Annotated in this window: 23 protein-coding genes and 1 riboswitch; of the genes, 18 read left to right on the top strand and 5 right to left on the bottom strand. The window is 47.3% G+C overall.

The genetic code is table 11. The features are described from left to right. The first annotated feature begins 47 nt into the window (after positions 1–47). The gene (locus tag AC3WQ3_RS15405; protein WP_336779361.1) at positions 48–926 is read left to right on the top strand and encodes an ROK family protein; all 879 of its coding nucleotides are present in this window, start codon (positions 48–50) and stop codon (positions 924–926) included. Positions 927–1,107: 181 nt separating this feature from the next. After that, on the top strand, positions 1,108–2,109 hold the full coding sequence (locus AC3WQ3_RS15400; protein ID WP_336779362.1) for an HRDC domain-containing protein: 1,002 nt from the start codon (positions 1,108–1,110) through the stop codon (positions 2,107–2,109). 98 nt (positions 2,110–2,207) lie between these two features. Here the strand turns inward: AC3WQ3_RS15400 and corA are convergent, their stop codons facing one another. Then, on the bottom strand, positions 2,208–3,143 hold the full coding sequence (gene corA / locus AC3WQ3_RS15395) for a magnesium/cobalt transporter CorA (RefSeq protein WP_095288290.1): 936 nt from the start codon (positions 3,141–3,143) through the stop codon (positions 2,208–2,210). A gap of 49 nt (positions 3,144–3,192) precedes the next feature. Here corA and AC3WQ3_RS15390 point away from each other — a divergent pair, with 49 nt between their 5' ends. The 7 genes from AC3WQ3_RS15390 to AC3WQ3_RS15360 all read left to right on the top strand — a co-directional run bounded on the left by AC3WQ3_RS15390 (position 3,193) and on the right by AC3WQ3_RS15360 (position 10,965). Further along, on the top strand, positions 3,193–3,336 hold the full coding sequence (locus AC3WQ3_RS15390) for a hypothetical protein (protein ID WP_492472689.1): 144 nt from the start codon (positions 3,193–3,195) through the stop codon (positions 3,334–3,336). Between the two features lie 261 nt (positions 3,337–3,597). Continuing rightward, positions 3,598–3,723, top strand: a riboswitch (SAM riboswitch). A 239-nt stretch (positions 3,724–3,962) separates the two neighbouring features. After that, complete coding sequence (gene metA, locus AC3WQ3_RS15385) at positions 3,963–4,880, top strand: homoserine O-acetyltransferase MetA (RefSeq protein ID WP_127539433.1); 918 nt, start codon at positions 3,963–3,965, stop codon at positions 4,878–4,880. Between the two features lie 24 nt (positions 4,881–4,904). Next, positions 4,905–6,092: a PLP-dependent transferase gene (locus tag AC3WQ3_RS15380; RefSeq protein ID WP_183521266.1), complete on the top strand. Its 1,188-nt coding sequence runs from the start codon at positions 4,905–4,907 to the stop codon at positions 6,090–6,092. Further along, positions 6,085–7,254 carry an aminotransferase class I/II-fold pyridoxal phosphate-dependent enzyme gene (locus AC3WQ3_RS15375; protein ID WP_154895902.1) on the top strand — a complete coding sequence of 390 codons (1,170 nt, stop codon included), beginning with the start codon at positions 6,085–6,087 and terminating at the stop codon, positions 7,252–7,254. The genes AC3WQ3_RS15380 and AC3WQ3_RS15375 overlap by 8 nt, the downstream gene beginning before the upstream one ends. A 381-nt stretch (positions 7,255–7,635) precedes the next feature. Next, entirely contained in the window at positions 7,636–8,775 is a 1,140-nt protein-coding gene (gene mqnC / locus AC3WQ3_RS15370) for a cyclic dehypoxanthinyl futalosine synthase (RefSeq protein ID WP_492472688.1), read from the top strand. 214 nt (positions 8,776–8,989) lie between these two features. Next, a complete protein-coding gene (locus AC3WQ3_RS15365; protein WP_492472687.1) occupies positions 8,990–9,949 on the top strand; it encodes an aldo/keto reductase in 960 nt (319 codons plus the stop codon). A 2-nt stretch (positions 9,950–9,951) separates the two neighbouring features. Then, complete coding sequence (locus tag AC3WQ3_RS15360) at positions 9,952–10,965, top strand: zinc-binding alcohol dehydrogenase family protein (protein WP_492472686.1); 1,014 nt, start codon at positions 9,952–9,954, stop codon at positions 10,963–10,965. 125 nt (positions 10,966–11,090) lie between these two features. On the opposite strand, the gene AC3WQ3_RS15355 is transcribed toward AC3WQ3_RS15360, so the two are convergent. The 4 genes from AC3WQ3_RS15355 to AC3WQ3_RS15340 form a co-directional block, all read right to left on the bottom strand. Beyond that, on the bottom strand, positions 11,091–11,996 hold the full coding sequence (locus tag AC3WQ3_RS15355) for a YitT family protein (protein WP_492472685.1): 906 nt from the start codon (positions 11,994–11,996) through the stop codon (positions 11,091–11,093). Positions 11,997–12,105: 109 nt separating this feature from the next. Next, the gene (locus AC3WQ3_RS15350; protein WP_336779367.1) at positions 12,106–13,344 is read right to left on the bottom strand and encodes a cation:proton antiporter; all 1,239 of its coding nucleotides are present in this window, start codon (positions 13,342–13,344) and stop codon (positions 12,106–12,108) included. A gap of 4 nt (positions 13,345–13,348) precedes the next feature. After that, positions 13,349–13,843 carry a cation:proton antiporter regulatory subunit gene (locus AC3WQ3_RS15345; protein ID WP_110821088.1) on the bottom strand — a complete coding sequence of 165 codons (495 nt, stop codon included), beginning with the start codon at positions 13,841–13,843 and terminating at the stop codon, positions 13,349–13,351. Positions 13,844–14,147: 304 nt separating this feature from the next. Further along, entirely contained in the window at positions 14,148–14,552 is a 405-nt protein-coding gene (locus tag AC3WQ3_RS15340; protein ID WP_154895906.1) for a hypothetical protein, read from the bottom strand. Between the two features lie 172 nt (positions 14,553–14,724). Here AC3WQ3_RS15340 and AC3WQ3_RS15335 point away from each other — a divergent pair, with 172 nt between their 5' ends. The 9 genes from AC3WQ3_RS15335 to AC3WQ3_RS15295 all read left to right on the top strand — a co-directional run bounded on the left by AC3WQ3_RS15335 (position 14,725) and on the right by AC3WQ3_RS15295 (position 24,933). Continuing rightward, positions 14,725–15,678 carry a putative sporulation protein YtxC gene (locus AC3WQ3_RS15335; RefSeq protein ID WP_336779368.1) on the top strand — a complete coding sequence of 318 codons (954 nt, stop codon included), beginning with the start codon at positions 14,725–14,727 and terminating at the stop codon, positions 15,676–15,678. Positions 15,679–16,094: 416 nt separating this feature from the next. After that, the gene (thrS, locus tag AC3WQ3_RS15330) at positions 16,095–18,032 is read left to right on the top strand and encodes a threonine--tRNA ligase (RefSeq protein ID WP_336779369.1); all 1,938 of its coding nucleotides are present in this window, start codon (positions 16,095–16,097) and stop codon (positions 18,030–18,032) included. 209 nt (positions 18,033–18,241) lie between these two features. Further along, positions 18,242–18,967, top strand: coding sequence for a 3D domain-containing protein (locus AC3WQ3_RS15325; RefSeq protein WP_419719981.1), 726 nt, complete (start codon positions 18,242–18,244; stop codon positions 18,965–18,967). 112 nt (positions 18,968–19,079) lie between these two features. Then, positions 19,080–19,298, top strand: a complete 219-nt coding sequence (locus AC3WQ3_RS15320; RefSeq protein WP_127539443.1) for a hypothetical protein — start codon at positions 19,080–19,082, stop codon at positions 19,296–19,298. A gap of 181 nt (positions 19,299–19,479) precedes the next feature. Beyond that, positions 19,480–20,532: a cell wall-active antibiotics response protein LiaF gene (gene liaF / locus AC3WQ3_RS15315; protein WP_336779371.1), complete on the top strand. Its 1,053-nt coding sequence runs from the start codon at positions 19,480–19,482 to the stop codon at positions 20,530–20,532. A gap of 3 nt (positions 20,533–20,535) precedes the next feature. Beyond that, entirely contained in the window at positions 20,536–21,573 is a 1,038-nt protein-coding gene (locus AC3WQ3_RS15310) for a histidine kinase (RefSeq protein WP_186812087.1), read from the top strand. Further along, positions 21,570–22,232 (top strand): response regulator, encoded by a 663-nt coding sequence (locus tag AC3WQ3_RS15305; protein WP_336779372.1) that lies wholly within the window; start codon positions 21,570–21,572, stop codon positions 22,230–22,232. The genes AC3WQ3_RS15310 and AC3WQ3_RS15305 overlap by 4 nt, the downstream gene beginning before the upstream one ends. A gap of 147 nt (positions 22,233–22,379) precedes the next feature. Continuing rightward, positions 22,380–24,056, top strand: a complete 1,677-nt coding sequence (locus AC3WQ3_RS15300) for a S1C family serine protease (protein WP_336779373.1) — start codon at positions 22,380–22,382, stop codon at positions 24,054–24,056. Between the two features lie 187 nt (positions 24,057–24,243). Then, the gene (locus tag AC3WQ3_RS15295; RefSeq protein WP_095288273.1) at positions 24,244–24,933 is read left to right on the top strand and encodes a response regulator transcription factor; all 690 of its coding nucleotides are present in this window, start codon (positions 24,244–24,246) and stop codon (positions 24,931–24,933) included. The last annotated feature ends 1 nt before the right edge of the window (position 24,934 follow it).

The following is a 24,934-nucleotide window of genomic DNA, read 5'->3' as shown; positions in this document are numbered from 1 at the left end:
AACCAAAGATGAATTTCACTTTAAACTAACTTGGGAGTGTGACTAACTTGACGATTTTAGGCGCAATTGAAGCTGGGGGAACCAAATTTGTATGTGGGATTGGAACTGAAAATGGTGAGGTGCTTGAACGGGTAAGTTTTCCTACAACGACACCGGAAGAAACGATGGCGCAGGTTATCGCTTTCTTTGAAGGCAAGGGGATTGAAGCTTTGGGCGTGGGTTCTTTTGGACCGATTGACCCGATTGAAGGAAGTCCTACGTACGGATATATTACAACAACACCGAAGCCTCATTGGGGTCAGTATGATATCATTGGCAAACTCAAGGAACATTTTGATGTGCCGATGACGTTTGATACGGATGTAAACGGAGCTGCGCTTGGAGAAGCAACCTGGGGAGCAGCACAAGGACTGGAGAGCTGTCTGTATATCACTGTCGGAACAGGTATTGGTGCCGGTGCAGTCGTAGGCGGCAAAATGGTTCACGGTTTGTCTCATCCAGAGATGGGACATATTTTTGTACGCAGACACCCTGAGGATACATATGAAGGTTTTTGTCCATACCACGGGGACTGTCTGGAAGGGCTCGCAGCGGGACCGGCTATCAATAAACGTTGGGACCAGCCAGCATATGAGCTGCCAGCAGATCACAAAGCCTGGGAGATTGAGGCACACTATCTGGCGCACGCACTCATGAATTATGTACTGATTCTCACTCCGGAAAAAATTGTGATGGGTGGCGGGGTCATGAAGCAGGAGCATCTGTTCCCTATGGTACGCAGCAAATTACAGGAGCTGTTAAATGGATATGTTCAGCATCCGGCCCTTCACTCTGGGATCGACGAGTATGTCGTTCCGCCAGGCCTTGGTGACAATGCCGGTTTGTGCGGATCGCTGGCCTTGGCCAAATTGGCTTTGAACAAATAATTCAATTGATCACAAGTGGTTGACGAATTTTTCCATTGTGGTAAGATATGAGCAACAGCATACTACGGTTAATGAGGAAGCACCTCTCTTGCAATGAATTTGCAGGAGGGGTGCTTTTTTTGTTGCCTGGAGGCGGCTCATCTAACTGTGAATAGGCTGCAATATTAAGGAGGGGAAATCGATGGAAGTCATTTTCATGAACAGATTGTCCAAATTGTCAGGTCAACATGAGGAACACGCTCAGCTGTGGATTGGTGAGGAGGAAGGTGCCTGGCATCTCGGGTGGAGCCAATATGAGGAAGGAGATCGCGAAGACAGCATCTGGTATGAGGGGAGCTCCTGGGAAGAACTGCTCCATATTTATCGCCACCAGTTGGCGATTCGAATGAGTGAAGGTTACCGGCCATTGATTCAGGGACTGTTTCATGAGACGGAAGATCTGAAATTACGCAGTTATGGTGGACAGCGTCTTCACTGTTATAGTGAACGCTACGGCCATGAAGAATTATATGCTGATTTATGCACATGGCGGAGAAGAAAGGCAGCGTCTGACCGGAAGGCCCCATACTTTATTGCAACGAATCGTTTGCTGCGCATGATCAGTGCATTCGTACCCCAAACCATGGATGAACTCATGCAGTTACCAGGTGTTGGGGAGAGCAAGGCAAGTGAATACGGTCAGGAGTGGATGGAGCTTACAAGCGGAGTAGAGCGTTCGACTGCTTTTCCACTTGATTGGGTACAGTCTGTCTTGTCTGAAGATGAATATGAGAGCTGGTTGTACAAGCAAAAAGAACAGAAATATAAGCAGGAGCTGGACAAATTCACCACTCGCAAGCAGGTGCTTGAGGGTATGAAGGAAGGGCATACTCTGGAAGAGATTGTGAACCGCTCCGGACTATCCCGCAGAGAGCTAATTGAACTGCTGGAGACACTCGATACGGAAGGTTATGATACAGATAGCCTCCTGGATGCAGAGCTTGCGATCATGCCTGAGCAGGAGCAGGAGGCGGTCTGGAGTGCATACGAGGAGCTGGGAGACAGTTTCCTGAAACCTGTATTACATAGAGTATACGGCGGAGATAAGCCGGTTAGGGGCAATCTGGAGCAAGTGTACGAGAGATTGCGCATGATCCGCATTCGATTCCGAAGACATGTAGAAACAGAGCAGAACGTCGGGTAGACACCCCATATCGTTTCGAGAGAAGTTTTTGAGTACAGAAAAAAAGACGAAGCCGTTTCTCCCTGGTTGGAGCGCTTCGTCTTTTTGAATGAATAGGTTCAGATCCAATCTTTTTTGCGGAAAATAAAGAACATGCTCAGGCCGAGGGTCACCATCAGGCCAATGACTACAAAATATCCATACTTCCAGTCCAGCTCAGGCATGTTGTTGAAGTTCATCCCATAGATGCCGGTAATGACCGTCAGGGGCATGAACACCGTTGTAATGGCGGTAAACACGCGCATGATTTCGTTCGCCCGGTTGGCGATACTGGATTGGTAAGCTTCTCGCAAGTTTCCCATCAGGTCTCGATAAGTCTCAAACGTCTCGGATATTTTCACAGCATTCTCATAGATGTCACTGAAATACTTCTGCAGTTGATCATCGATCAGACGCAAGTCTTTTTTATTTAGCGTGTTGATGACCTCTTTTTGAGGTCCCAGCACTTTTTTGAGCCACAGAATCTCACTGCGCAGCCCGATAATTTCATTCAAATGGGACTTTTTCGTATGCATCAAAATATCTTCTTCCAATTTCTCAATGCGTGCTTCGATCCGGTCGCCGACGGTAAAGTAGTTATCCACAATCAAATCGACCAACAGATACAGGAGACGATCCGGGGTGCTGACTTCCTGTTCCCACAGAATAGGCTTCAAGGTCCGCAGTTCGCTGACTTTCTGCTTCGTAACACTAATGATGTAGTGTCTCCCTAGAAACAGGTTAACCGCACGCAAAAAGATCTCTTCGTCATCAAAACGAATGCTGTTTACGACAATAAAATAATGGCTCTCATAAATTTCAATCTTCGGACGCTGTTCTTCATCACTCAAACAGTCCTCTACAGCCAGATCATGCATCATGAACAGCGGCTGAAGTACCGCCAGATCATCAACGTCTGCATCGATCCAGTAAAATCCCTCAGCTGGTGGCGTCAGCGCCTGCTCAATATCGTCCACCGGGATAAATACACCGTTGTTTACCAACCGGATTTTCATCGTTCATCCACTCCTTCTGCACCCGCCAAACAGGCGGATTTTCATCAATATGGGCGCAAAAAGAACAGATCAGCCGGTCGGCAGCGGAGCCTGGATGTCAGGACTGCGTTCGCTCTATAACCAAACGGAAATAACGTCCCGCTGCCGGCATGCTGATGTCAATTCTCTATGCAGTTTGTCGGAATACGGCTGACAGTCAGGCCTCGGGTCGCCATCCATTGAATATGTCACCTCTCACATAAGGGTTTGCAACACTTGTTTAGTATACCGCTGGTACATGGTGCTTTCAAGCGCAAAAATGTGTCTATTTCGCGCCCTGAAGCAGTGTATGACAGCGATAGACAAACGGTTCCGGCCTACATGAACAGACATAAAACTACATGCTTGACGTGAGAGGATTAATGTTTTAAAGTAGACGGTGAAGTACACTAAATACACAATTGAATAAGGCGAAATCTTATCAAGAGTAGGTGGAGGGACTGGCCCGATGAAACCCGGCAACCGGCGGTATACCGCACGGTGCTAATTCTTGCAGCGACTAAGTGTCCATTGAGGCACTGTTGTAACTGAGAGATGAGAGAGGCGCATATCTATTTACATATGACCTTTCTCGGAATCCGAGGAAGGTCTTTGTTATATGCACCGACTTCTCAGCACTGATTTTCGCTATGGAACTTGAGTTTGTCAGGTTAGAGCGTTGCGCTATTTGCAATTCTCCACCTATAGACAAGCTCATGGCAGTCTAGAACGATTTGATGTGAAACACATCAAGCCTGTGATGGCTGCATCTATCTATGCACAAGGAGGAGTTTGTACATCATGCCAATTAAAATTCCAGACGCACTGCCTGCCAAGGAAGTCCTCGCAGGTGAGAACATCTTCGTAATGGACGAGACACATGCTTACCAGCAGGATATTCGTCCACTACGCATTGCTATATTAAACCTGATGCCTACCAAGGAAACAACAGAAACCCAGCTGCTTCGTTTGGTGGGGAATACCCCTATACAGGTTGATATCGTTCTGGTTCATCCCAAGTCCCACATATCGAAGAACACGTCACAGGAGTATCTGAATCTTTTCTATAAAACCTTTGATGAGATTGAACACCGCCGTTTTGACGGGATGATCATTACAGGTGCCCCTGTTGAGCAAATGGATTTCGAAGACGTGAATTATTGGAAGGAAATCCAGGAGATCTTCGATTGGACCAAAACCAACGTCACATCGACCATGCACATCTGTTGGGCTTCTCAGGCTGGTCTGTACCATCATTTCGGTGTACCTAAGGTAGCGCTGGAAGAGAAGTGTTTTGGCGTATTTCCACATACGATTAACAAATCTCACGTACAGCTGCTTCGCGGATTTGATGAAGTGTTCAATGTCCCACATTCCCGTCATACCGAAGTTCGGCGCGAGGATATTGAGAAGAACGATAACCTCGAAATTTTGGCCGAATCGGAGGAAGCTGGCATTTTCCTGGTTGCCACCAAAGACGGCAAACAAATTTTTGTGACAGGGCATGCGGAGTATGATCCATTGTCCTTGAAATGGGAATATGACCGCGATGCATCCAAGGGATTGGATATCGCACTGCCAAGAAACTATTTTCCAAACGACGATCCATCCCGTGTTCCTCCGGCAACCTGGCGGGCACATGCAAACTTATTATTCTCTAATTGGCTCAATTACTATGTGTATCAGGAGACGCCTTACGATATTGGCCCGCAAATCTAATCGAGATTACAGGAGGATACTGCAATGGAAGACAATAAGTTGAAAATCGAAAGCCGCTTGGCTCAAATCGGATCCGTCAATGAACCGGGAACTGGTGCCGTGAATTTCCCCATCTATCAATCAACGGCGTTCCGCCATCCAAAGCTCGGGCAGAGCACAGGCTTTGACTACATTCGTACGACCAATCCAACGCGTAAGGTACTGGAAGAGGCTGCAGCTGCACTCGAATCCGGTGATGCCGGTTTTGCCTGTAGCTCGGGCATGGCAGCGCTGCAAACGATCTTCGCCATGTTTGGACAGGGCGATCATCTGATTGTCTCGCTGGATCTATACGGGGGAACGTATCGTCTTCTAGAGCGTATCCTGTCTCGTTTTGGCGTAACGGCAAGCTACGTGGACACGAATGATCTGGTGGCCATGGAAGACATACGTCAGCCGAACACCAAAGCTGTATTTATCGAGACGCCAACCAATCCACTCATGATGATTACGGATATTGAAGCGGTCAGCTCCTGGGCGAAAAGTCATAACCTGTTGACGATTGTGGACAATACACTGCTGACGCCGTTCTTCCAACGTCCTATCGAGCTCGGAGCCGATATCGTTGTTCATAGCGCAACCAAATACCTGGGTGGACACAACGATGTGCTTGCCGGATTGATTATCACCAAGGGCGAGGAGTTGTCAGCCGAAATGGCATTCCTGCATAACTCCATTGGTGCGGTACTATCTCCAAGTGATTCCTATCAGTTGATGAAAGGCATGAAGACACTCGCTCTGCGAATGGAACGTCATGAGTATAATTCACTTACCATTGCCAAGTATTTGCTGGAACATCCATCCGTGGGGGAAGTATATCACCCTGGTTTGTCAGATCACCCGGGATACGAGGTGCAGAAGAAACAATCTAGAGGAAACACAGGCATCTTCTCTTTCAAAGTTAAAGATGCCCGTCTAGTTGAACCGCTGCTGCGCCATATCAAGTTAATTGCTTTTGCCGAGAGTCTTGGCGGAGTTGAATCGTTGATGACGTATCCTGCGGTGCAGACGCATGCAGATATCCCGCTCGAAATACGCGACGCTGTAGGTGTCGATGACCGCTTGCTGCGATTCTCGGTAGGAATTGAGCATGCAGACGATCTGATTGCGGATTTGGGGAATGCCCTGGAAGCTGCGCAGCGTGAGGTTGAAGGAGGCGTACATCATGAGTGAGCAGAACAACAAGCACTCCGAATTGAAGTTTGATACCAAGCTGCTGCATTTTGGTGACGAAGTGGATAAAACAACGGGAGCCTCCAGCGTACCGATCTACCAGGCATCCACATTCCATCATTTTGATATCTTTAATCCACCGCAGCATGATTACAGCCGTTCGGGTAATCCGACACGTCAAGCGTTGGAGGATTACATCACATTGCTTGAAGGTGGAGCTCGAGGATTTGCCTACTCTTCAGGAATGGCCGCAATCTCCAGTGTGTTCCTGATGTTCTCGGCAGGTGACCACATGATCGTAACAGAAGATGTGTATGGAGGAACATACCGCCTGCTCACGTCCATTCTTAGCAGAATGCAAATTGAGACGACGTTTGTGGATATGACCAATATTGAAGAAGTGAAGGCGGCCATCAAGCCGAATACAAAGGCGGTCTATATGGAGACACCTTCCAATCCGACCCTGCGGATCACGGATATAGCTGCCGTTACATCCTGGGCACAGGAACATGAACTGATCACCATTCTCGATAACACATTTATGACGCCATATTATCAGCGCCCGATTGAGCTCGGCGTGGACATTGTTGTACATAGTGCAACCAAGTTTCTTGGTGGACATAGTGACGTACTTGCCGGACTTGCCGTTGCTCGTACCGAAGAGCTGGGGAGACAGCTCAAACAGCTTCAAAATGGGCTTGGTACCGTACTGGGTGCTCAAGAATCCTGGCTTCTAATGCGCGGCATGAAAACACTTGGAGCTCGTATGGCACACAGTGAACAAAGCACGGCGAAGCTGGCTGCCTGGCTTAGCGGACGCAGCGATATTACCGCAGTATACTATCCTGGACTGCTGGAGCATCCGGGTCGTGAAGCTCACGAGCGCCAATCCACGGGTTACGGAGCGGTTGTCTCATTTGATGTAGGCTCGGGTGACCGTGCCAAAGCGGTGCTTAACCGGGTGAAACTGCCAATTGTGGCAGTCAGTCTGGGTGCTGTGGAGAGTATTCTGTCCTATCCTGCGATGATGTCCCATGCAGCGATGCCTGCTGAGGTTCGCCTTGAACGGGGCATTACCGATGGGCTGCTGCGCTTCTCAGTGGGGCTGGAAGATATCGACGATCTGATTGCTGATCTGGATCAGGCGCTTCAGGAATCATAATCATCATTTTGGGCTAGCTGAAAAACCAATAAATCAGTCTAAAAAAGCTGTAATTATAATAGATTGAATATGTCAATATTTTTACTTAAATTTAGGGCACCTTTCCATAAGGTGCTTTTTTTCACATGTAACCTGTGTTACGATAGACAGAGTACAGAAATGCGATGTTGCCACCAGCACTTGCAAGCGATGCGTCTTATGCATAGATTTAATGAGCCGTTTTTTTCAATAACCCAGAATGGATCGAAAGGTTCCAATTCATCTAGAATTCCTATTTCTAAGCAATTGTTTGGAACTAACCAATCATGCAGAAGGCTGGCATATATACAAGTCGGGACGGATCGTGAACATATTTTCTCTTCATGAGGGAGGCTTTTTACGATGAGTACGGTAGACCGTATCTTAGATAAAGCCCTTCGGGGCGAACGATTAGACCTGGAAGACACAATTCAGCTGTTTGAATCGAATGAAGTCGACAAAATCGGGGCAGCTGCCAATGTTATTATGAAGCGTATGCATCCTGAGCCATACAGAACATTTGTCATTGGGCGTAACGTCAACTACACCAACGTGTGTGATGTGTACTGCCGTTTTTGTGCTTTCTATCGCAGACCTGGATCAGATGAAGGATACGTGTTGCCGGACGAAGTAATTTTCCAGAAAATTCAGGAAACAGAAGATGTGAACGGTACTGAGATTCTGATGCAAGGCGGAACGAATCCCAATCTGCCTTTCAGCTATTACACGGATCTGTTAAAAGCAATCAAAGAACGTTTCCCGAACATCACCATGCACTCCTTCTCACCAGCGGAGATTATGAAAATGGTAGAAGTTTCGGATGGTCTTACGCTGGAAGAGGTCGTACGTGCCATTCACGAAGCAGGACTGGATTCCTTGCCAGGTGGAGGCGCTGAGATTCTGGATGACCGTACACGCCGCAAAATCAGCCGTCTGAAAGGTTCATGGCGCGACTGGATGGACGTTATGCAGACAGCTCACCGGATCGGGATGAACACAACCGCAACCATGGTAATCGGTTTGGGCGAATCGATGGAAGAGCGTGCACTTCACCTGCTTCGTGTACGTGAAGCACAGGATGAGTGTATTGCGAACAAATATGACTCAGAAGGCTTTCTGGCATTCATTCCTTGGACATTCCAGCCGGATAATACGAATCTGAAACTGGAGCGCCAAACGCCGGAAGAATACCTGAAGACGGTAGCGATCAGCCGACTTGTACTTGATAATATCAAAAACATCCAATCTTCATGGGTAACCATGGGTCCTGAAATCGGTAAGAAATCGCTTGAATTTGGCTGTAATGATTTCGGCAGCACGATGATTGAAGAGAATGTCGTATCCGCAGCGGGTGCTACATACAAAGTCAATATTGGCTCGATTCTTCAGCTTATTCGTGAGGCGGGTTATATTCCGGCACAGCGTAATACAAGATACGATATTCTGCGCATGTTTGATGAAGAAGAGAATTCCGTGCAGCAAGATTTTGTCATGCAGAACTAATAAGAGGATTTATTTATATCTAGGTATTAGAATGAAGACCACGGGCTGCCCATTGAAGGGTAATCCGTGGTTTTTTTGTTGGATGCTTGCCATAAGGGGACATTCCTAGGTCATGAAAGAGTACATATTACGCATATGGCGATATTTTATATTGATATTGAGCTGTTAAAATGAAAGAAACGGAGCAACAGACATGCTGGAAAGGAGCAAGTGAATGAAGAGAAGGATGCTTGGCAGGACCGGTCTAGATGTACCTGTGTTGAGTTTTGGCGCGTCTTCCCTGGGTTCGGTATTTCGCGATATTGACCGCGAGGAAGGTATTCGTACGGTACATGCAGCTCTGGATGCAGGAATGAACTATATAGATGTGTCACCCTATTATGGTCTAACCAAGGCAGAGACGGTACTGGGGGAAGCGATACGAAGCCAGCCGCGCAGTTCTTATATTTTATCAACCAAGGCGGGACGATACGGAGAGAATGAGTTTGATTTTTCCCGTAAGCGCATTCAGGATAGTGTCAAGGAAAGTCTGGACCGACTGCACACCGATTATATCGATATTCTGTTCCTGCATGATATTGAGTTTGCACCAGCAGAGATCATTATTGAAGAAGCCTATCCAGCCTTGCTGGAACTGAAAGAGCAGGGGGTAATTCGTCATGCGGGAGTCTGTGGTCTGCCCCTGCCCCTGTTCGAGAAAGTGCTGCCGCAGATTGATGCCGATGCCATCATCTCGTATTGTCATTATGCATTGAATGATACCTCACTATTGTCCCTGCTGCCGTTATTGGAAAAAGAGGGAGTTGGCCTCGTCAATGCTTCGCCTCTGTCGATGGGCTTATTAGGTACAAGAGGCACGCCCGCCTGGCATCCCGCAGATGAACGCGTCAAACAAGTCTGTCTTGAAGCTGCGCAGTTCTGTGCAGAGCAAGGTGCGAATATTGCCAAGCTGGCTGTGCAGTTTGCTACGGCCAATGAACAGATCCCAACCACACTGGTGAGCAGCGCAAGTGAAAATAACATCCGTCATAATGCCGAGTGGGTAGATGAACCACTCGATGAAGAGCTTTTGGCAGAGGTACTGCGCATTCTGGCCCCCGTTCATAACATAACGTGGACTAGTGGTCGTCCCGAGTATAACGAACCACAACAGAAAGCAGCGAAGGGGGAATAGAGATGAAGGCTGTTGTGTGTGAAGAGATCAATCGTTTGACAATACAGGATACCGACGAACCCATTCGAGCTGAACATGAGGCCATTGTATCGATCAAGCGGATTGGCATCTGCGGGACGGATCTGCATGCTTATAAAGGCAACCAGCCCTATTTTACCTATCCTCGTATTCTGGGACATGAACTGTCAGGGATCATTGATGACATTGGTCCGAATACTGCTGGCCTTCAAGTTGGAGATCAGGTAAGCATTATTCCCTATCTGCACTGTGGTCACTGTATTGCCTGTCGGACAGGGAAAACCAATTGCTGTGCAGCCATGCAGGTCATGGGAGTACATGTGGACGGAGGGATGCGCGAAAGAATCAGCGTGCCTGTTTCCCATTTGATTAAGGCGGAAGGACTGACCCTGGATGAAACAGCGATGGTTGAACCGCTCAGTATCGGTGCTCATGCAGTAAGAAGAGCAGGTGTGCAGCCAGGGGAGCAGATTATAGTAATCGGGGCAGGACCGATCGGACTTGGGGTCATGGCTTTTGCGAAACAGGCCGGGGCCCGAGTAATCGCCATTGACCGGAACCTGGACCGATTGGAACTAAGCCGCACTTGGGCTGGGGCAGATGTTATAATACAGGCAACAGATCAAGTGGTAGAGCAGGTAGCTGAAGTGACAGAAGGGGATTATGCTGCCGCTGTATTTGATGCAACAGGCAATGTGCAGTCCATGAATGAGGCTATTCGGTATGTAGCTCATGGCGGACAATTGATCTATGTGGGATTGGTCAAAGCCGATATCACGTTTCATGATCCTGAGTTTCATAAGCGAGAGATGAGCATATTGGGCAGTCGTAATGCAACGCGTGCGGATTTTGAGCAAGTGATATCGACTTTGCGGCAGAAAAAGCTCAGTATGGATGGCTACATTACGCACCGAGAGCCTTTAACTCAGCTCCCTTCCGCCATGGACAAGTGGTTGCTCCCAGATACACATGTGGTAAAAGCTATAGTTGAACTATAAAAGTATAGGATATCGGAAATAAGGCAAGCAGGAATGAAAACCAGGAATAAAAAAACCTCTCTCTAACCTAAAGTGATATTTTATCACAAGGTTAGAGAGAGGTTTTTGGGGTTCAAGTCGTTGGTTCATTTCTCCGGATGGGTGATAATACCAGCGTGGGGATCAATATGGCGCACAATGGATTTCAGCCAGATCATCTCCAGAAAATGAACTTCATAGTACAATGCCCCCGGAATGTGATGAATCCATCCTTCAGCAGCCAATAAGGAAGCAGACTCTGAAGAGGGTACAGGAGATCCGGGTTCCCGTCGCAGACGCTTGCGAACGGCTTTTTCAACCTGCGAGCTTTGGGTAGTCAAAATGTACAATTTGCGAGTGGTCCTGAATCCGCGGAATGCGATATAGACCATTTCATATGCAATAAGATAGGCAATAACAGAGTACATCGCTTGATCCCAACCAAAGACAACACCAGCGGCTGTCAGAATCAGTAAGTTGAGCAGCATGATTATTTTTTCGATAAGCATCCGTTTCCCGCTAAATACCCGTTCAGGTGGCCGGGAGGACGGATCACCGATTTCCAGCGTATCCAGTGTCCCGCCGTACCGCACCACAAGTCCGATTCCAACACCAAGACATAGTCCGCCGAACATGGCGGCAGCCAGCGGATGTTCAACCAGAGGCGGCATGGGATGAAGCACGATGGCACCAATCGAAAAGACAACCAAACCCAGTACAGTAACGAGTACAAATCTCTTTTGCACCAGCCTGTAGGATAAAAATATAAATGGAACATTGAATAAGAACAGGAACAATCCAATTCTCATCTCAGTCCAATGAGCGAACAGAGAAGATATGCCTGTTATGCCTCCAATAATAATCTTATTGGGATGAAGGAATAATTCAAGTCCCACGGAGGCTAGAATTCCACCAGCGATCACCAGCAAGAGATTCAGGAAGCGGCGCGTGGATGATATTCTGGTCTTAGCGGTTTGTGGCACCGGATTAGCCGATATCAGAGGTGCTTTCATACGTCATCCTCCTTTGTGCGGCTGGCGAGCCATTCTCCCTGGTTGATCACAGAAGATCGGCGAAGAGCCGCAGTTACAATCATATGCCTGTTCTGAACAGGCACAGGTTTTATCCTTCTTTCTGTAAAACCTTCGGTTCTTCTTTCTTCTTCCGAGGATCTTTGAACTTGAAGATTTTATCCAAAATTCTAAACACATGTTTGGACTCTTTGGTTAATAGTGGTCCAAGAATGGCTAGGATCAGTACGTACAGTGCGGCAAACGGCTGGAGAAGCGGCAAGAGTCCACCGGCTTTACCCATGTTGGCCATGATGATCGAAAATTCACCGCGGGATACAATGGTTAAACCAATATTAGCAGAAGCTTTTGGAGACAGCCCCGCACTGCGCCCGGCCAGCATGCCTGCCAGGAAGTTACCGAATAGTGTAATAACAACAGCAATCAAAGCCAGCCATACAGCTTCTCCGCCAAGGGACAGAGGGTCAATGGACAATCCGAAGCTAAAGAAGAAGATGGCTCCGAAGAAGTCACGGAACGGCAGGATTAGATGCTCTATCCGTTTGGCATGTTCTGTCTCTGCCAGAACCAGACCAACAAGTAATGCACCGATGGCCTCGGCCACGTGAATGGTTTCGGAGAAGCCGGCTACCAGGAACAATGCACCAAAAATCACAAGTGAGAACAATTCATTGGAGCGTATTTTAAGCAATTTGTTGAGCAGTGGAGTCGCTTTGCGCCCTAGTATGATGACAATAAGCATGAATCCAAGCGCGATAAGCGCGGATACGATGACGCCTCCGATCGAGGATGAGTCACTAAGCACCAATCCCGATAGGATGGAGATGTAGACAGCCAGGAACACATCTTCGAACATGATAATGCCAAGAATCATTTCCGTTTCCGGATTGGCTGTACGTTTCAGATCGACTAACACCTTGGCCACGATGGCACTGGAGGATATGGTGGTAATCCCAGCAATAACAAGTGCCTCAGCAGGCGGGAAGCCGGAAGCAAATCCGAAAACTAATCCAAGCGTAAAGTTAATCCCGATATAAATCGAACCGCCGACGGCAATGGATTTACCGGATTTGATCAGACGTCCTACCGAGAATTCCAATCCGAGATAGAAGAGCAGGAACAGGATACCGATCCGGCCCATAAATTCGATGAAAGGCTGACTTTCAATAAAACGGAAGTCCAGATGCCAGATTTTCATGGCATGTGGACCAACCGCCATCCCGATCAGAATGTAAAACGGGACGACCGAAAAACGCAATTTGGCAGATAAGAGGCCAGCGGCAGCAATGAGAACGAGCGCCAGACCTACTTCAAAAATCAGATGATCCATCGACTCACCCCCTTCCGGTCAGGAGGAGGGATTTGAAGAGTTTCTGTTGGTTGCGTTCGCCAACGGCAACAACGGTAGACTCAGCAGTAATCACGACCTCAGGACCGGGGCTGATATGTTTTTTGTGGTTTTTCTCTACAACGGCAATAACCGTTGCCCCAGAGTTTTGACGTACGTCCAGTTCACCGATGGACTTGCCGATGCATCCATAGGAGGATTCGACTTTGTACCATTCGATGATCAGATCATCAAAAGTAACTTCAATATTTTCAAGCTGTTTTGGCTTATAGGTCAATCCGCCAACGATAGCGGCAATTTGTCTGGCTTCATAATCATCAAGCGTAATCATGGAGATGCTTTGATCCGGATCGTCGTATTCAAAATGGTACATTTCACGCCGTCCGTCATCATGAATAATGATCACAATTTTATCTCCGCTGCTCGTTTCAATCTGGAACTTCTTGCCGATTCCCGGCAAATCAGTTTCACGTACATCCATGGATAATATGCCTCCTTAAATTGAGGGCTGGCCACAGAAGACAGGCTTATTTCCCGAAAATAGAATGATCTGTATTTGGAAGAAACATTAAATGATGCGGGCAAACAGAGCCAGGTACTCCTGACACACAGCCGTATACATTGATTTTTGAACAAAATTGGATATGACAAATTCAACATCGTGACACACTGTTAACCTTGTCGTTAACTAACGTTTGCTTAAAGGGTTATAAGTTATGCACAAGTACACCGTCTGTTGGACAGAGATGTCTCTATGCATGGCAACCGAACATACGGTGCAACGCCTAGTGAAGGACGTTTACGTATCTTGGTGCATGAGGGGCGAGGGACAAATACATACTGGTGAATTTAATGGGTAGCAGAAATAATCTGCGCTTAAACAGACAAATCAACGGTTTAAAGGGCAGACGCGGAGTAGGAATTCGCAGCATCAGCAATAAGGCAAGCACCAAAAATACAGGCTTGTTATTTGTCACTGCAATCAGCTTGACCATGACTTGCGAGTATTTGCGGATAGCAGGTTTTTGCTGAGTTTCGGGTATTTGTAATAACACTTCCTTATTGGAAGTGGCATCAACGGATACGCCAACAGCGGATTCTGTCTGCATCGGAATAGGGAAGCACAACGCTTGGAACAAACACAAAATGATGATAAAAGCACTGCGGAGCATTCTAGGTTGTTGTCTCATTTTGGCTTCCCCCCCTTTCCGTGAAACATACTGTTATCAAAATAATAACACATTTTTGTCTGAACTCCAAACCTCTTTACAAATATACTGAGAAATGATGACACGCTTTCCATCAATCCGCTTCGTATATCCCCCTCGGCCTTGCCATATACTTTGAAGAGGAAGGAAAGGAGTGATTCTTGTGGAGCTGTTCGCCGTATGGACCGATGTGTCAGGGCAAGAGGAAGCAGATCAATTTTATCGCTGCATCAAAGAAAAAACCAAAGGTTTACATATAAGCAAAAGAGGTTTCCGGCTCACCTTCAAACATAATGACGGCAAAGCAGCCTGGGTCTGCAGAGGGAATGAAAATCACGTGGATTTTCAGCAGTGGCTGCCTCAGATCAGTGATTTGCTTGCCAAAGGACTGGCTGATTTCATTATGGATACCCGGGAGCACTCCATTGTAGAAAATATGATTTCCAAGGCCTGTTCCGTTATGGATGAATATGAAGTGGAGAAGGTACACCGGATCTGCATGCCCTTGTTATTCAACGGTGATCTGGATCAACCAGGGCTTCGAGAGAAACGGCGCTTAACCCTCGCAGGTGGTCTTAGACAGGATCTGGAGGAGGTTCATTTCTTTCACCTGGAAGGCATTCTTCATTTTCGAATGAAGCAATACAAACAGGAACTGCACGAACTGGTCGAATATGCACTGGATGAATTCTGGATGGACCGTCAATACGAAGAATTCATGGGACTGTTAAAATATTTTGTGTTCTTTCAGGAAGCCAAAGTTCCTTTGGTCCATCTGGTGCACAAAGGCTCGCATGAATTTCAGGTTCTGGATGCAGGGCTTAACCAGCTCCCTGTACAAAAAGATGAGCAAGTCGTCGTCGAGATGCCCGGTCTTGAACTGGAAATGGATATTGAAGACATGATTGTAAGCACACTTATATCGATATCTCCCGAAAAAGTGATGCTTCATACAAACACACCCGATCTGCCGATTATATCGACGATTCGCCAGATCTTCGAGGACAAGGTTCAATTATGCCATCATTGCCCGGAGTGTGAAGTGCTTCGTTCCGGCCTGCTGTCAGGCCTTGACGCAAGTGATCTCGGCAATTATAATAACTGTTGATCCATGAATTAATGAACATGTTTTATGGATGAACTTTTACCAATAAGCAAAAGCGTTGACAAAGACAAGGACCATACGCACGGTCGGTGCAGAGAGAGGGAACCAGGCTGAAATTTCCTCCGGATGCCACGTTTGGTTTACCCCTTTGTAGCTGCAGTTTTGAAAACGGAGATGAATGTAATTTTTCCGTGAGTAAGGATATGCCGGGTCATGCCCGTTACCGTCATGCCAATGAGGGCTGTATTTTCAATGAAGAATGAAGCAGCTGAATTAGGGTGGAACCACGAGTATACAACACTCGTCCCTTTGCCGGGACGGGTGTTTTTTGCGTTCTTTGCCAATCAGCAGGAATAGCAATAGATCATCAGTCCATGATGTTGATGGATAAGGTTACATTTACAGGAGGAATGAGACAAATGGCAGTTAACATTAAACTACCGGATGGTTCCGTACGTGAGTACGCCGATGGCAGCAGTATTGAGGACGTAGCAGCATCCATTAGCAGCGGATTGCGCAAAAACGCCGTAGCAGGGAAACTGGATGGAATTGTGGTGGACTTGTCGACCCAGCTTCACGAGGGAGCTTTGGTAGAGATCGTAACTTTTGACTCACCAGACGGACTTGAAGTGATGCGTCATAGTACAGCTCACTTGCTCGCTCAAGCTGTGAAGCGCCTATATGGCAGCAAAGAGGTTCACCTTGGCGTTGGACCTGTCATCGAAGACGGATTTTACTATGATATGGACCTGGAACACCCCCTTAACCCGGAAGATCTGCAAAAGATCGAGAAGGAAATGGAACGTATCGTAAGTGAAAACCTGCCGATTGTGCGCAAGGAAGTCAGCCGTGCTGAAGCAATCAAAACGTTTGAAGAAGTGGGCGATCCTTACAAACTCGAATTGATTCGTGATCTACCGGAAGACAGCGTGATTACCATTTATGAGCAGGGCGAGTTCTTCGATCTGTGCCGTGGACCTCACGTACCTTCCACAGGCAAGATCAAAGTGTTCAAATTGATGAATGTAGCTGGTGCGTACTGGCGTGGTGACAGCAAAAACAAAATGCTGCAGCGTATCTACGGTACAGCTTTTGTGAAAAAGGCTCAGCTGGATGAGCATCTGCACTTCCTGGAGGAAGCACGTAAACGCGATCACCGCAAGCTGGGTAAAGAGCTTGAAATGTTCACGTTCTCCCAACTGGTTGGACAAGGTCTGCCAATCTGGCTGCCAAACGGTGCCAAACTGCGTCGTACGCTGGAGCGTTACATTGTGGATTTGGAAGAAAGTCTTGGATACCAGCACGTATATACACCGGTTCTCGGTAATGTGGAATTGTACAAAACGTCTGGACACTGGGAGCACTACCAAGAGGACATGTTCCCTAAAATGGTAATGGATAACGAAGAACTCGTTCTCCGTCCAATGAACTGTCCGCACCATATGATGGTGTACAAGTCCAGCATGCACAGCTACCGTGACCTGCCGATCCGGATTGCCGAGCTCGGCATGATGCACCGATACGAGATGTCTGGTGCACTGACTGGCTTGCACCGCGTTCGTGCAATGACCTTGAACGACTCACACATTTTCTGTCGTCCAGATCAAATCAAGGAAGAATTCGCTCGTGTTATTGAATTGATCCAAACGGTTTACAAGGATTTTGGTATTCATGAATATCGCTTCCGTCTGTCTTACCGTGATCCGCAGGATACCGAGAAATATTTCCAAAACGATGAAATGTGGGAAATGTCCCAACGCATGCTGCGTGAAGTTGTGGAAGAACTTGACTTGCCTTTCTATGAAGCAGAAGGTGAAGCAGCATTCTATGGTCCGAAACTTGACGTGCAGATCAAAACAGCCCTGGGCAAGGAAGAAACATTGTCCACCGTACAACTGGACTTCCTGCTTCCCGAACGATTCGAACTGGAATATGTCGGAGATGACGGGCAGAAACATCGGCCGGTCGTTATTCACCGCGGCGTAATCAGCACAATGGAACGTTTCACTGCATTCTTGCTGGAGAACTTTGCGGGAGCATTCCCACTGTGGCTGTCTCCTGTTCAAGCAAAAGTCATTCCGGTATCCGGAAACTTCGATGATTACGCACGTGAAGTGGAAGCGAAGCTGAAACGCGCGGGGATTTCTGCTGAGGCTGATTTGCGCAACGAGAAGCTTGGATACAAAATCCGTGAGGCACAACTGGAGAAAATGCCTTATATGTTTGTCGTTGGTGAGAATGAGCGAAGTGCCGAATCCGTGTCTGTTCGTAAACGCGGAGAAGGCGATCTCGGCATGAAACCTGTGGATGAAATCGTAGCTCAACTGAAAGAAGAAATCAGCACAAGATCAATATAAATATATGCATTTGAGAAAGACCGTCAGGGCGTGGCTTAATCCATGCTCCTAGACGGTTTTTTTTCTATTTCTCATGTGCTGGAACCTAGTGGAGTAGAAAATGTATAAGCATTTTGCTTTTTGGAAAACCTTTGCAGTAAGGGGGAGGTTTTAAATTGAAAAAGCAAAATGCAATGAAAACAAAACAATTACGGGTTCTGATTTCAATTATGGTCATATCCATTGGATTGGTATTGTCCTGGAATCAGGCAGAGGCGTATACATTTGAAGAGGAAAATGAAGTGCTGCATGTAATCAAGCGGCAGGATCAAGCTGCAACGCGTCAGGTTGAAAGTCAGTCCGAGTTATCGATCCATGATTATGAATACAGTGATCAGGTACAGGTCACGACGATGGTTTATATGGCTTTATTGTGGTCTCCGCAGCCTATTGTCATTCCTAAGCCGGATGTCCCAGGAAAGCAGCTTGTTCTCGACCCATCTATGCCTGTGATGGCGCCGCGCTCAGAACAGGTACTGGGAACCCAAAAGGTGACCGCGACGGGTTACACGGCAGGTGTAGAGTCAACCGGTAAAGGACCGAAACATCCTCAGTATGGTATTACTTACTCCGGGGTGAAGGTACGAAGAGACAAAGAAACGGTGTCAACCATTGCTGCTGACCCCAAATTATTCCCGCTTGGTTCCATTCTTTATATTCCCGGGTATGGTTACGGTATCGTGGCGGACACAGGTTCAGCCATCAAGGGTAATAAAATTGACCTTTATTTTCCGACCACGAAGCAAGTGTATAAGGAATGGGGCAAAAAGGACGTCGAGGTACAGGTGATTAAACAAGGTGACGGAAAGTGCACGGAAAAGATGCTGGACGAGTTGTCTGAAGCGATCGATGTGTACAAATCCGTGCCGGATTCATGGTTAGACAAGGCCGTTTAATTTGGGATGTTAAGGATGAATAACTGTAGTGCTCTCTTCACATAATACTGACTGGGGACGAACCCCGCGCAGCAGCAGTGCAGCGTAAATATGAAGAGAGAGGTGATTCGTTGTGGCTAAAAGAACACAAGGACAAGGGTACCAAACGCCAAACGAGAAGTACAATGCTGAGTTTGGACAAGAAACTGCGGCAAGCAAAGTGAAGCAATCCCAGCAAAACAAAGTACAAGAAAATTTCCAAACACCTGATGAAAAATACAATGCAGAGTTCGGTGTAGAAAACACTGGACAAACAGGCCAAGTAGGCCGTGCAGGCAAATTTCAAAAATAAATAATGATTCACCGCACCCTGGAGCAAACGCTCCAGGGTGTTTTTAGTTTTTGATAAATTTTACATAAATATCCTCAGTCCTCAGTCTGGAGACCGAGACGAATTCCATCTGCCGCCGCTGTTATCGAATCCTTGTCTGAGGTACACTGGATACAGAATACAGACGAAGGAGACATGAGCGATGAAAGGATCTATGCGAGACCGCTGGTGGGTTGGCATACCGTTGATTGCCGTTGGTGCAATCATTTTGTTTCGGCAATTGGGTTATGACATTGATATAGGATATATATTTAGAACATATTGGCCGCTGTTTCTAATCTGGTGGGGCGTAAAAGGAGTGACTGAAATTCGTCGCAATGGCGGTTATGCCATGATTGGACCTGTCATTGTACTTGCTATAGGCGGATACTTCCTGTCACGAAATCTCGGCTGGATTGATTATTCCATGGGTGAGTTTATTCGTTACCTCATTCCAATCATGTTAATCGGAGGAGGGTTGTTTGTTCTGATTGGGCCTCGTCGCCGTGATCGCAAACATCAGGACAAAATGCAGCCACCTCCGCCGCCTGAACCTTACCAGCCCTTGTCTTCCGAGGACCTGGAAATGCCTTCTTCTTTTGATGAGCAATTCGAAAAGACGTTTGGGAAACCCAAACAGGAGCCGAAAGACCACCATTACGATCCATACGCCAATGCGGCTGGAGATGAATTGCATCAGGGACATCAGCATAAGAAAAAGCATCATTCTCATTCCCATAGCCATACTCATTCACATGGTCCAGATGGTACCGGGTATGGAAACCACTATGGTGATGGCGGATACGGTAATGAATATGAAGATTACGGCAACAGAAATACCGTTAACAAATCAGCATTTATCGGTGACCTCTACATGGGACAGGAAGTGTTCTCCCTTAAACCGATGAATATCTCGGCGTTTATCGGTGATACGGTTATTGACTTGACGAAAGCACAAATCCCTTATGGCGAAACCAAAATTAATATTTCTTCATTTATTGGGGATGTAAAGGTATTCGTGCCGGAAGACATGGATCTGGGAGTCACGGTCACCACGAACTCCTTTATAGGAGATATGTCGCTGTTGAACCAAAAACGGGGTGGATTCCTCAGTAGTGCCCAGGCGGAAACTTCCCATTACCGCGAAGCAGGAAAAAAGGTCCGAATCGTAGTAAGTGTATTTATCGGAGACGTCAAAGTAAATAAGGTGGGTTAACGCATGATTCGAACGATTCTCAAGGCCAACAAGTGGGAACTGATGATGTATTTTGTCCTGACCGGACTGATTACACTGGGCGGGTTCTACTTGCTGTACGGAGAGGTGTTGATGGGAACAGGACGACAGCGCGCATGGACGTATGTGGCTGTCGTTGTGCTGGCGACAGTAGTTACCGGATATATTGCTGCACTGCGGCTTCAGCGCAAAATCGACCTGCTCGATCTGAATATGCTGAAAGTATCCAAGGGGAACTTGGCTGTTCGCATGCCTGAGGCAGATGATGCCTCTTTCGGCCGGGTATACCAGGAGTTTAACGTCATGATGGATTCGATTGAGAAAAAAATGAGACTCCTCCAGCGTCTGGGTGAGCAGGAAGTGATCGAGAAAGAACAGGCTTCCGAACGAGCGGTTCTTGAAGAACGCAGACGGATGGCGAGGGACCTGCATGATACGGTCAGCCAGCAGTTGTTCGCCATTCATATGTCAGCGTCTTCCCTGCCCAAACTGCTGCAGATGAATCCGGAGCATGGAAACAAAGTACTGGACCAATTAATCCAAATGTCACATATTGCACAACGTCAGATGCGTGGTCTTATTGCGCAGCTTCGTCCGGTGGAACTTGAAGGAAGGGACCTGGCTGAGGCACTGGATCGATGGTTTCCGGATTATTGCAGACAAAATGGATTAAAGGGAGTAAAAGAGCTGGAACTGGATGGCGGCGTCTCGGATGCCATCGAGCACCAGCTGTTTCTTGTTATTCAGGAGGCCGTTGCCAATGTAGTGAAGCATGCGGAGGCTGGCCTTGTTAGTCTGTCCATACGGGAGAGCGAGCATCAGATCAGCATGAGCATAAGCGATGACGGTCAGGGCTTCATGCAGCAAGTTGAGCGGCCAGGGTCCTATGGATTGTCCACTATGCGTGAACGGGCAGAAAAGCTTGGCGGGGATGTCCAGATTATTTCAAAACCGGGAGCGGGAACGACAGTACGGGTGCTTATCCCGAAATTCCCGGATGAACCAGAGGGGGAAACGGAATGAACGGAAAAGTGAATGTGATGATTGTGGACGATCATGATATGGTGAGAATGGGCTTGAAAACGTACCTGATGCTTGAGCCGACATTTCATGTCATGGGAGAAGCGGGAAATGGACAGGATGCGCTTAACCAGCTGCGCAAGCTGGATCAGAGTAAGATGCCTGATCTTATATTGATGGACCTGATGATGCCTGTCATGAACGGGGCCGAGGCTACGCAAGCCATCATGAGTGAATTTCCGGGTTCCAAAATAGTTATGCTAACAAGTTTTCTCGAGGATGATCTGGTGGTGCAGGCCATTGAGGCGGGAGCTGTCAGCTATGTCCTGAAGACTGTATCTGCTGAAGAATTAATCTATGCGCTTCAGGGAGCCTATCGGGGAATGCCTGTCATGACGGGAGATGTGTCCCAGGCGTTAACCCGGGGAATCAGGCAGCGCACGGCGAGAGAGAACGAATCCGGTCTGACCGAACGGGAGAAGGAAGTTCTTTTGCTCATTGCAGAAGGCAAAACCAACAAAGATATTGGAGAAGAACTACATATTAGTATCAAAACCGTCAAAACACATGTAAGCAACCTGCTAATGAAGTGCGAAATGGATGATCGGACACAACTGGCCATCTACGCTCATCGTCAGGGTTGGGTGAAGAACAAGGATTAAAATGCTGATTTAACGGGAAAAATGTTCTATTATTGCGTGCTTTTATCTCCTTTTTAATTGTTTTTAAGGTACGGTTAAGGTTTAAAGTACAAAATAAGGACAGTTAAAGAATATCTCTTGTGAAGAAGAGATTGGGAGGTAGAAAGCATGGACGAACGTAATTATAGACCGAACCGTCAAGACGAGGAAGACCAAACAAAGCAAGCGGATAACCGCAGTACATCCGGAACGGACGAATCCTCTTACTATTATTCTTATGGACCTTTTCAGTCTGTGAATAATGAAGATACAGCAAGCAGTCATGTGAGTCATAGCAACCGTGAAGAGGGCAATGTACAGATCACAAGACCCGATCCTGTCAAGCCGCTTCCGATGTATTACAATAACGGATCTTCCGAACAGGCGGGCCGCGGCAACGGAAGCAGCGGTTCCGGAAACGGCGGAGATGGTGGTAACGGTGGAAAAAACGGAAATGGAAACTGGAACTACAACAACCGTAAGCCTCGCTCCTCGGTCAGATCATTATTATTTTCATTTATAGCAGGGATGCTGGTCATTACAGTACTGATGTACACGGCAGACCGCACGAACATGTTTACTCCGCAAGAAGCCTTAACAAGTGCAGAGAATCAAAGCACAAGTCAGGAATCGACTTCTACGAATACGGGCAGCAGCAATAATGTGACTGCATCCCTTCTGCCAACAGGTAAAGAGGATGTCTCTTCTGTAGTGACGAGCACAAGTCCTGCGGTTGTAAAGATTGAAACATTGGCTAAGCAGTCCACACGCAGTGGAAGCCAAGGTGGATCCACGATGAGTGATCCATTATATCAATACTTCTTCGGTAACGGAGGTAACGGAAGCGGTGGAACGGATAGCAACCAAGGCCAGCAGCAGCAGGGAAGCAATCAGCTTGTTCCACTCGGCATTGGTTCCGGATTTATTTTTGACAAAGAAGGATATATCCTGACGAACCAGCACGTTATTCAAGGTGCAGATGTCATTCAGGTTACACTGGAGAACAACAGCAAACCTTACGAAGCCAAACTGCTGGGAAGCAGCTTCGATCTTGACCTTGCTGTATTGAAAATCGAGAAAAACAGCGGTGACGATGATTTCCCTGTTGCTCCGCTTGGCGACTCAAACAGCACACAAGTTGGTGAATGGCTTGTTGCCATTGGTAACCCAGAAGGGTTTGAGCATACTGTAACTGCAGGTGTACTGAGTGCCAAAGAACGTACAATCAGCATTCCGGACGAAGAAACAGGTAAAACCCGCGAATACAGCCATCTGCTGCAAACCGATGCGTCGATTAACCCAGGTAACTCTGGTGGTCCGCTGCTTAACCTTAACGGTGAAGTCATTGGTATGAACGTAGCCGTTAGCGCTGATGCGCAAGGTATTGGATTTGCGATCCCTTCAAGCGTCATGTCGGATGCCGTGAAATATCTGAAAGAAAACAAAGAAGTTCCAAAAGAGCCGGTTCCATTTATTGGTGCATCCCTGATGGCGCTGACGCCTGAAGTGGCGAAACAAATGGGAACGGATATTACTGAAGGTTCTGTCGTAGCCAGCACGATCTATCAGTCTCCAGCTTACCAAGCCGATCTGCGTGCCTATGATATCATCACGGGTGCAAATGGAACGCCGTACAGCACTAGCCAAGACCTGATTGATTTCATCAAAACTCAGGAAATCGGCAGTGAAGTTACATTGAATGTGGTACGCGATGGTAAGAAGATGGATATCAAAATTAAAATCGGCAACAAAAATGACTATGATACTTCACAAACATCTGATCAACAGCAACAAACACAACCATAATTTGAATGGTGGTTCGAGATTCAGAAGAGCGGAAGGGTTTGAGGGCCCTTTCGCTTTTTTTGTCCTAATGAAGGCATGATTACAGATACCAAGCAAGGCTTGGAGAAGCGAAAAATGCGGCCAAGATGCAGACTGGGCTTCTGGCTGTTACAATGAGATTAAAATGTGAGAATAAAGGAGAAAGACCATGCGCTCAACTATTTTGATTGTGGATGATGATGAAAAAATCGTGTCCATGCTCCGCCGGGGGCTGGCGTTTGAAGGTTATGAGGTACAGACTGCTTCCAATGGGGCTGAGGGTCTCAGTAAATTAATGGATAAGGAACCGGATGTAGTGGTGCTGGATGTGATGATGCCTCAGATCGACGGTTTCGAGGTATGTCGCCGATTAAGGGAAGCCGGAAGCAAAGTACCTGTGCTCATGTTAACCGCGAAGGATGAGGTTCAGAGCCGGGTGACCGGTCTGGATACCGGAGCGGATGATTATCTGGTGAAGCCATTCGCACTGGAAGAATTACTGGCCCGTGTCCGCGCCTTGCTGCGTCGTAAATCGGATATTGCAGAAACACCGGATAACCGGCTCGTCTACGAAGATATTATATTGGACAATGACTCACGCGAAGTGCTGCGTGACGGGAAACGTCTTGAGCTGACAGCGAAGGAATTCGAACTATTGAACTTGTTTATGCAAAATCCGAAAAGAGTGCTCTCCCGTGACCTGATCATGGATAAGATCTGGGGCTATGATTATAGCGGCGAGTCAAACGTACTGGAAGTATATATTGCGATGCTCCGGCAAAAAACGGAAGAGTATGGAGGCAAACGCTTAATCCAAACGATTCGTGGAGCGGGTTATATTCTGAGAGGTGACTCCTGAC

The organism is Paenibacillus sp. FW104-T2, assembly GCF_058789975.1.
This window is presented reverse-complemented; position numbering and strand designations above follow the sequence as displayed.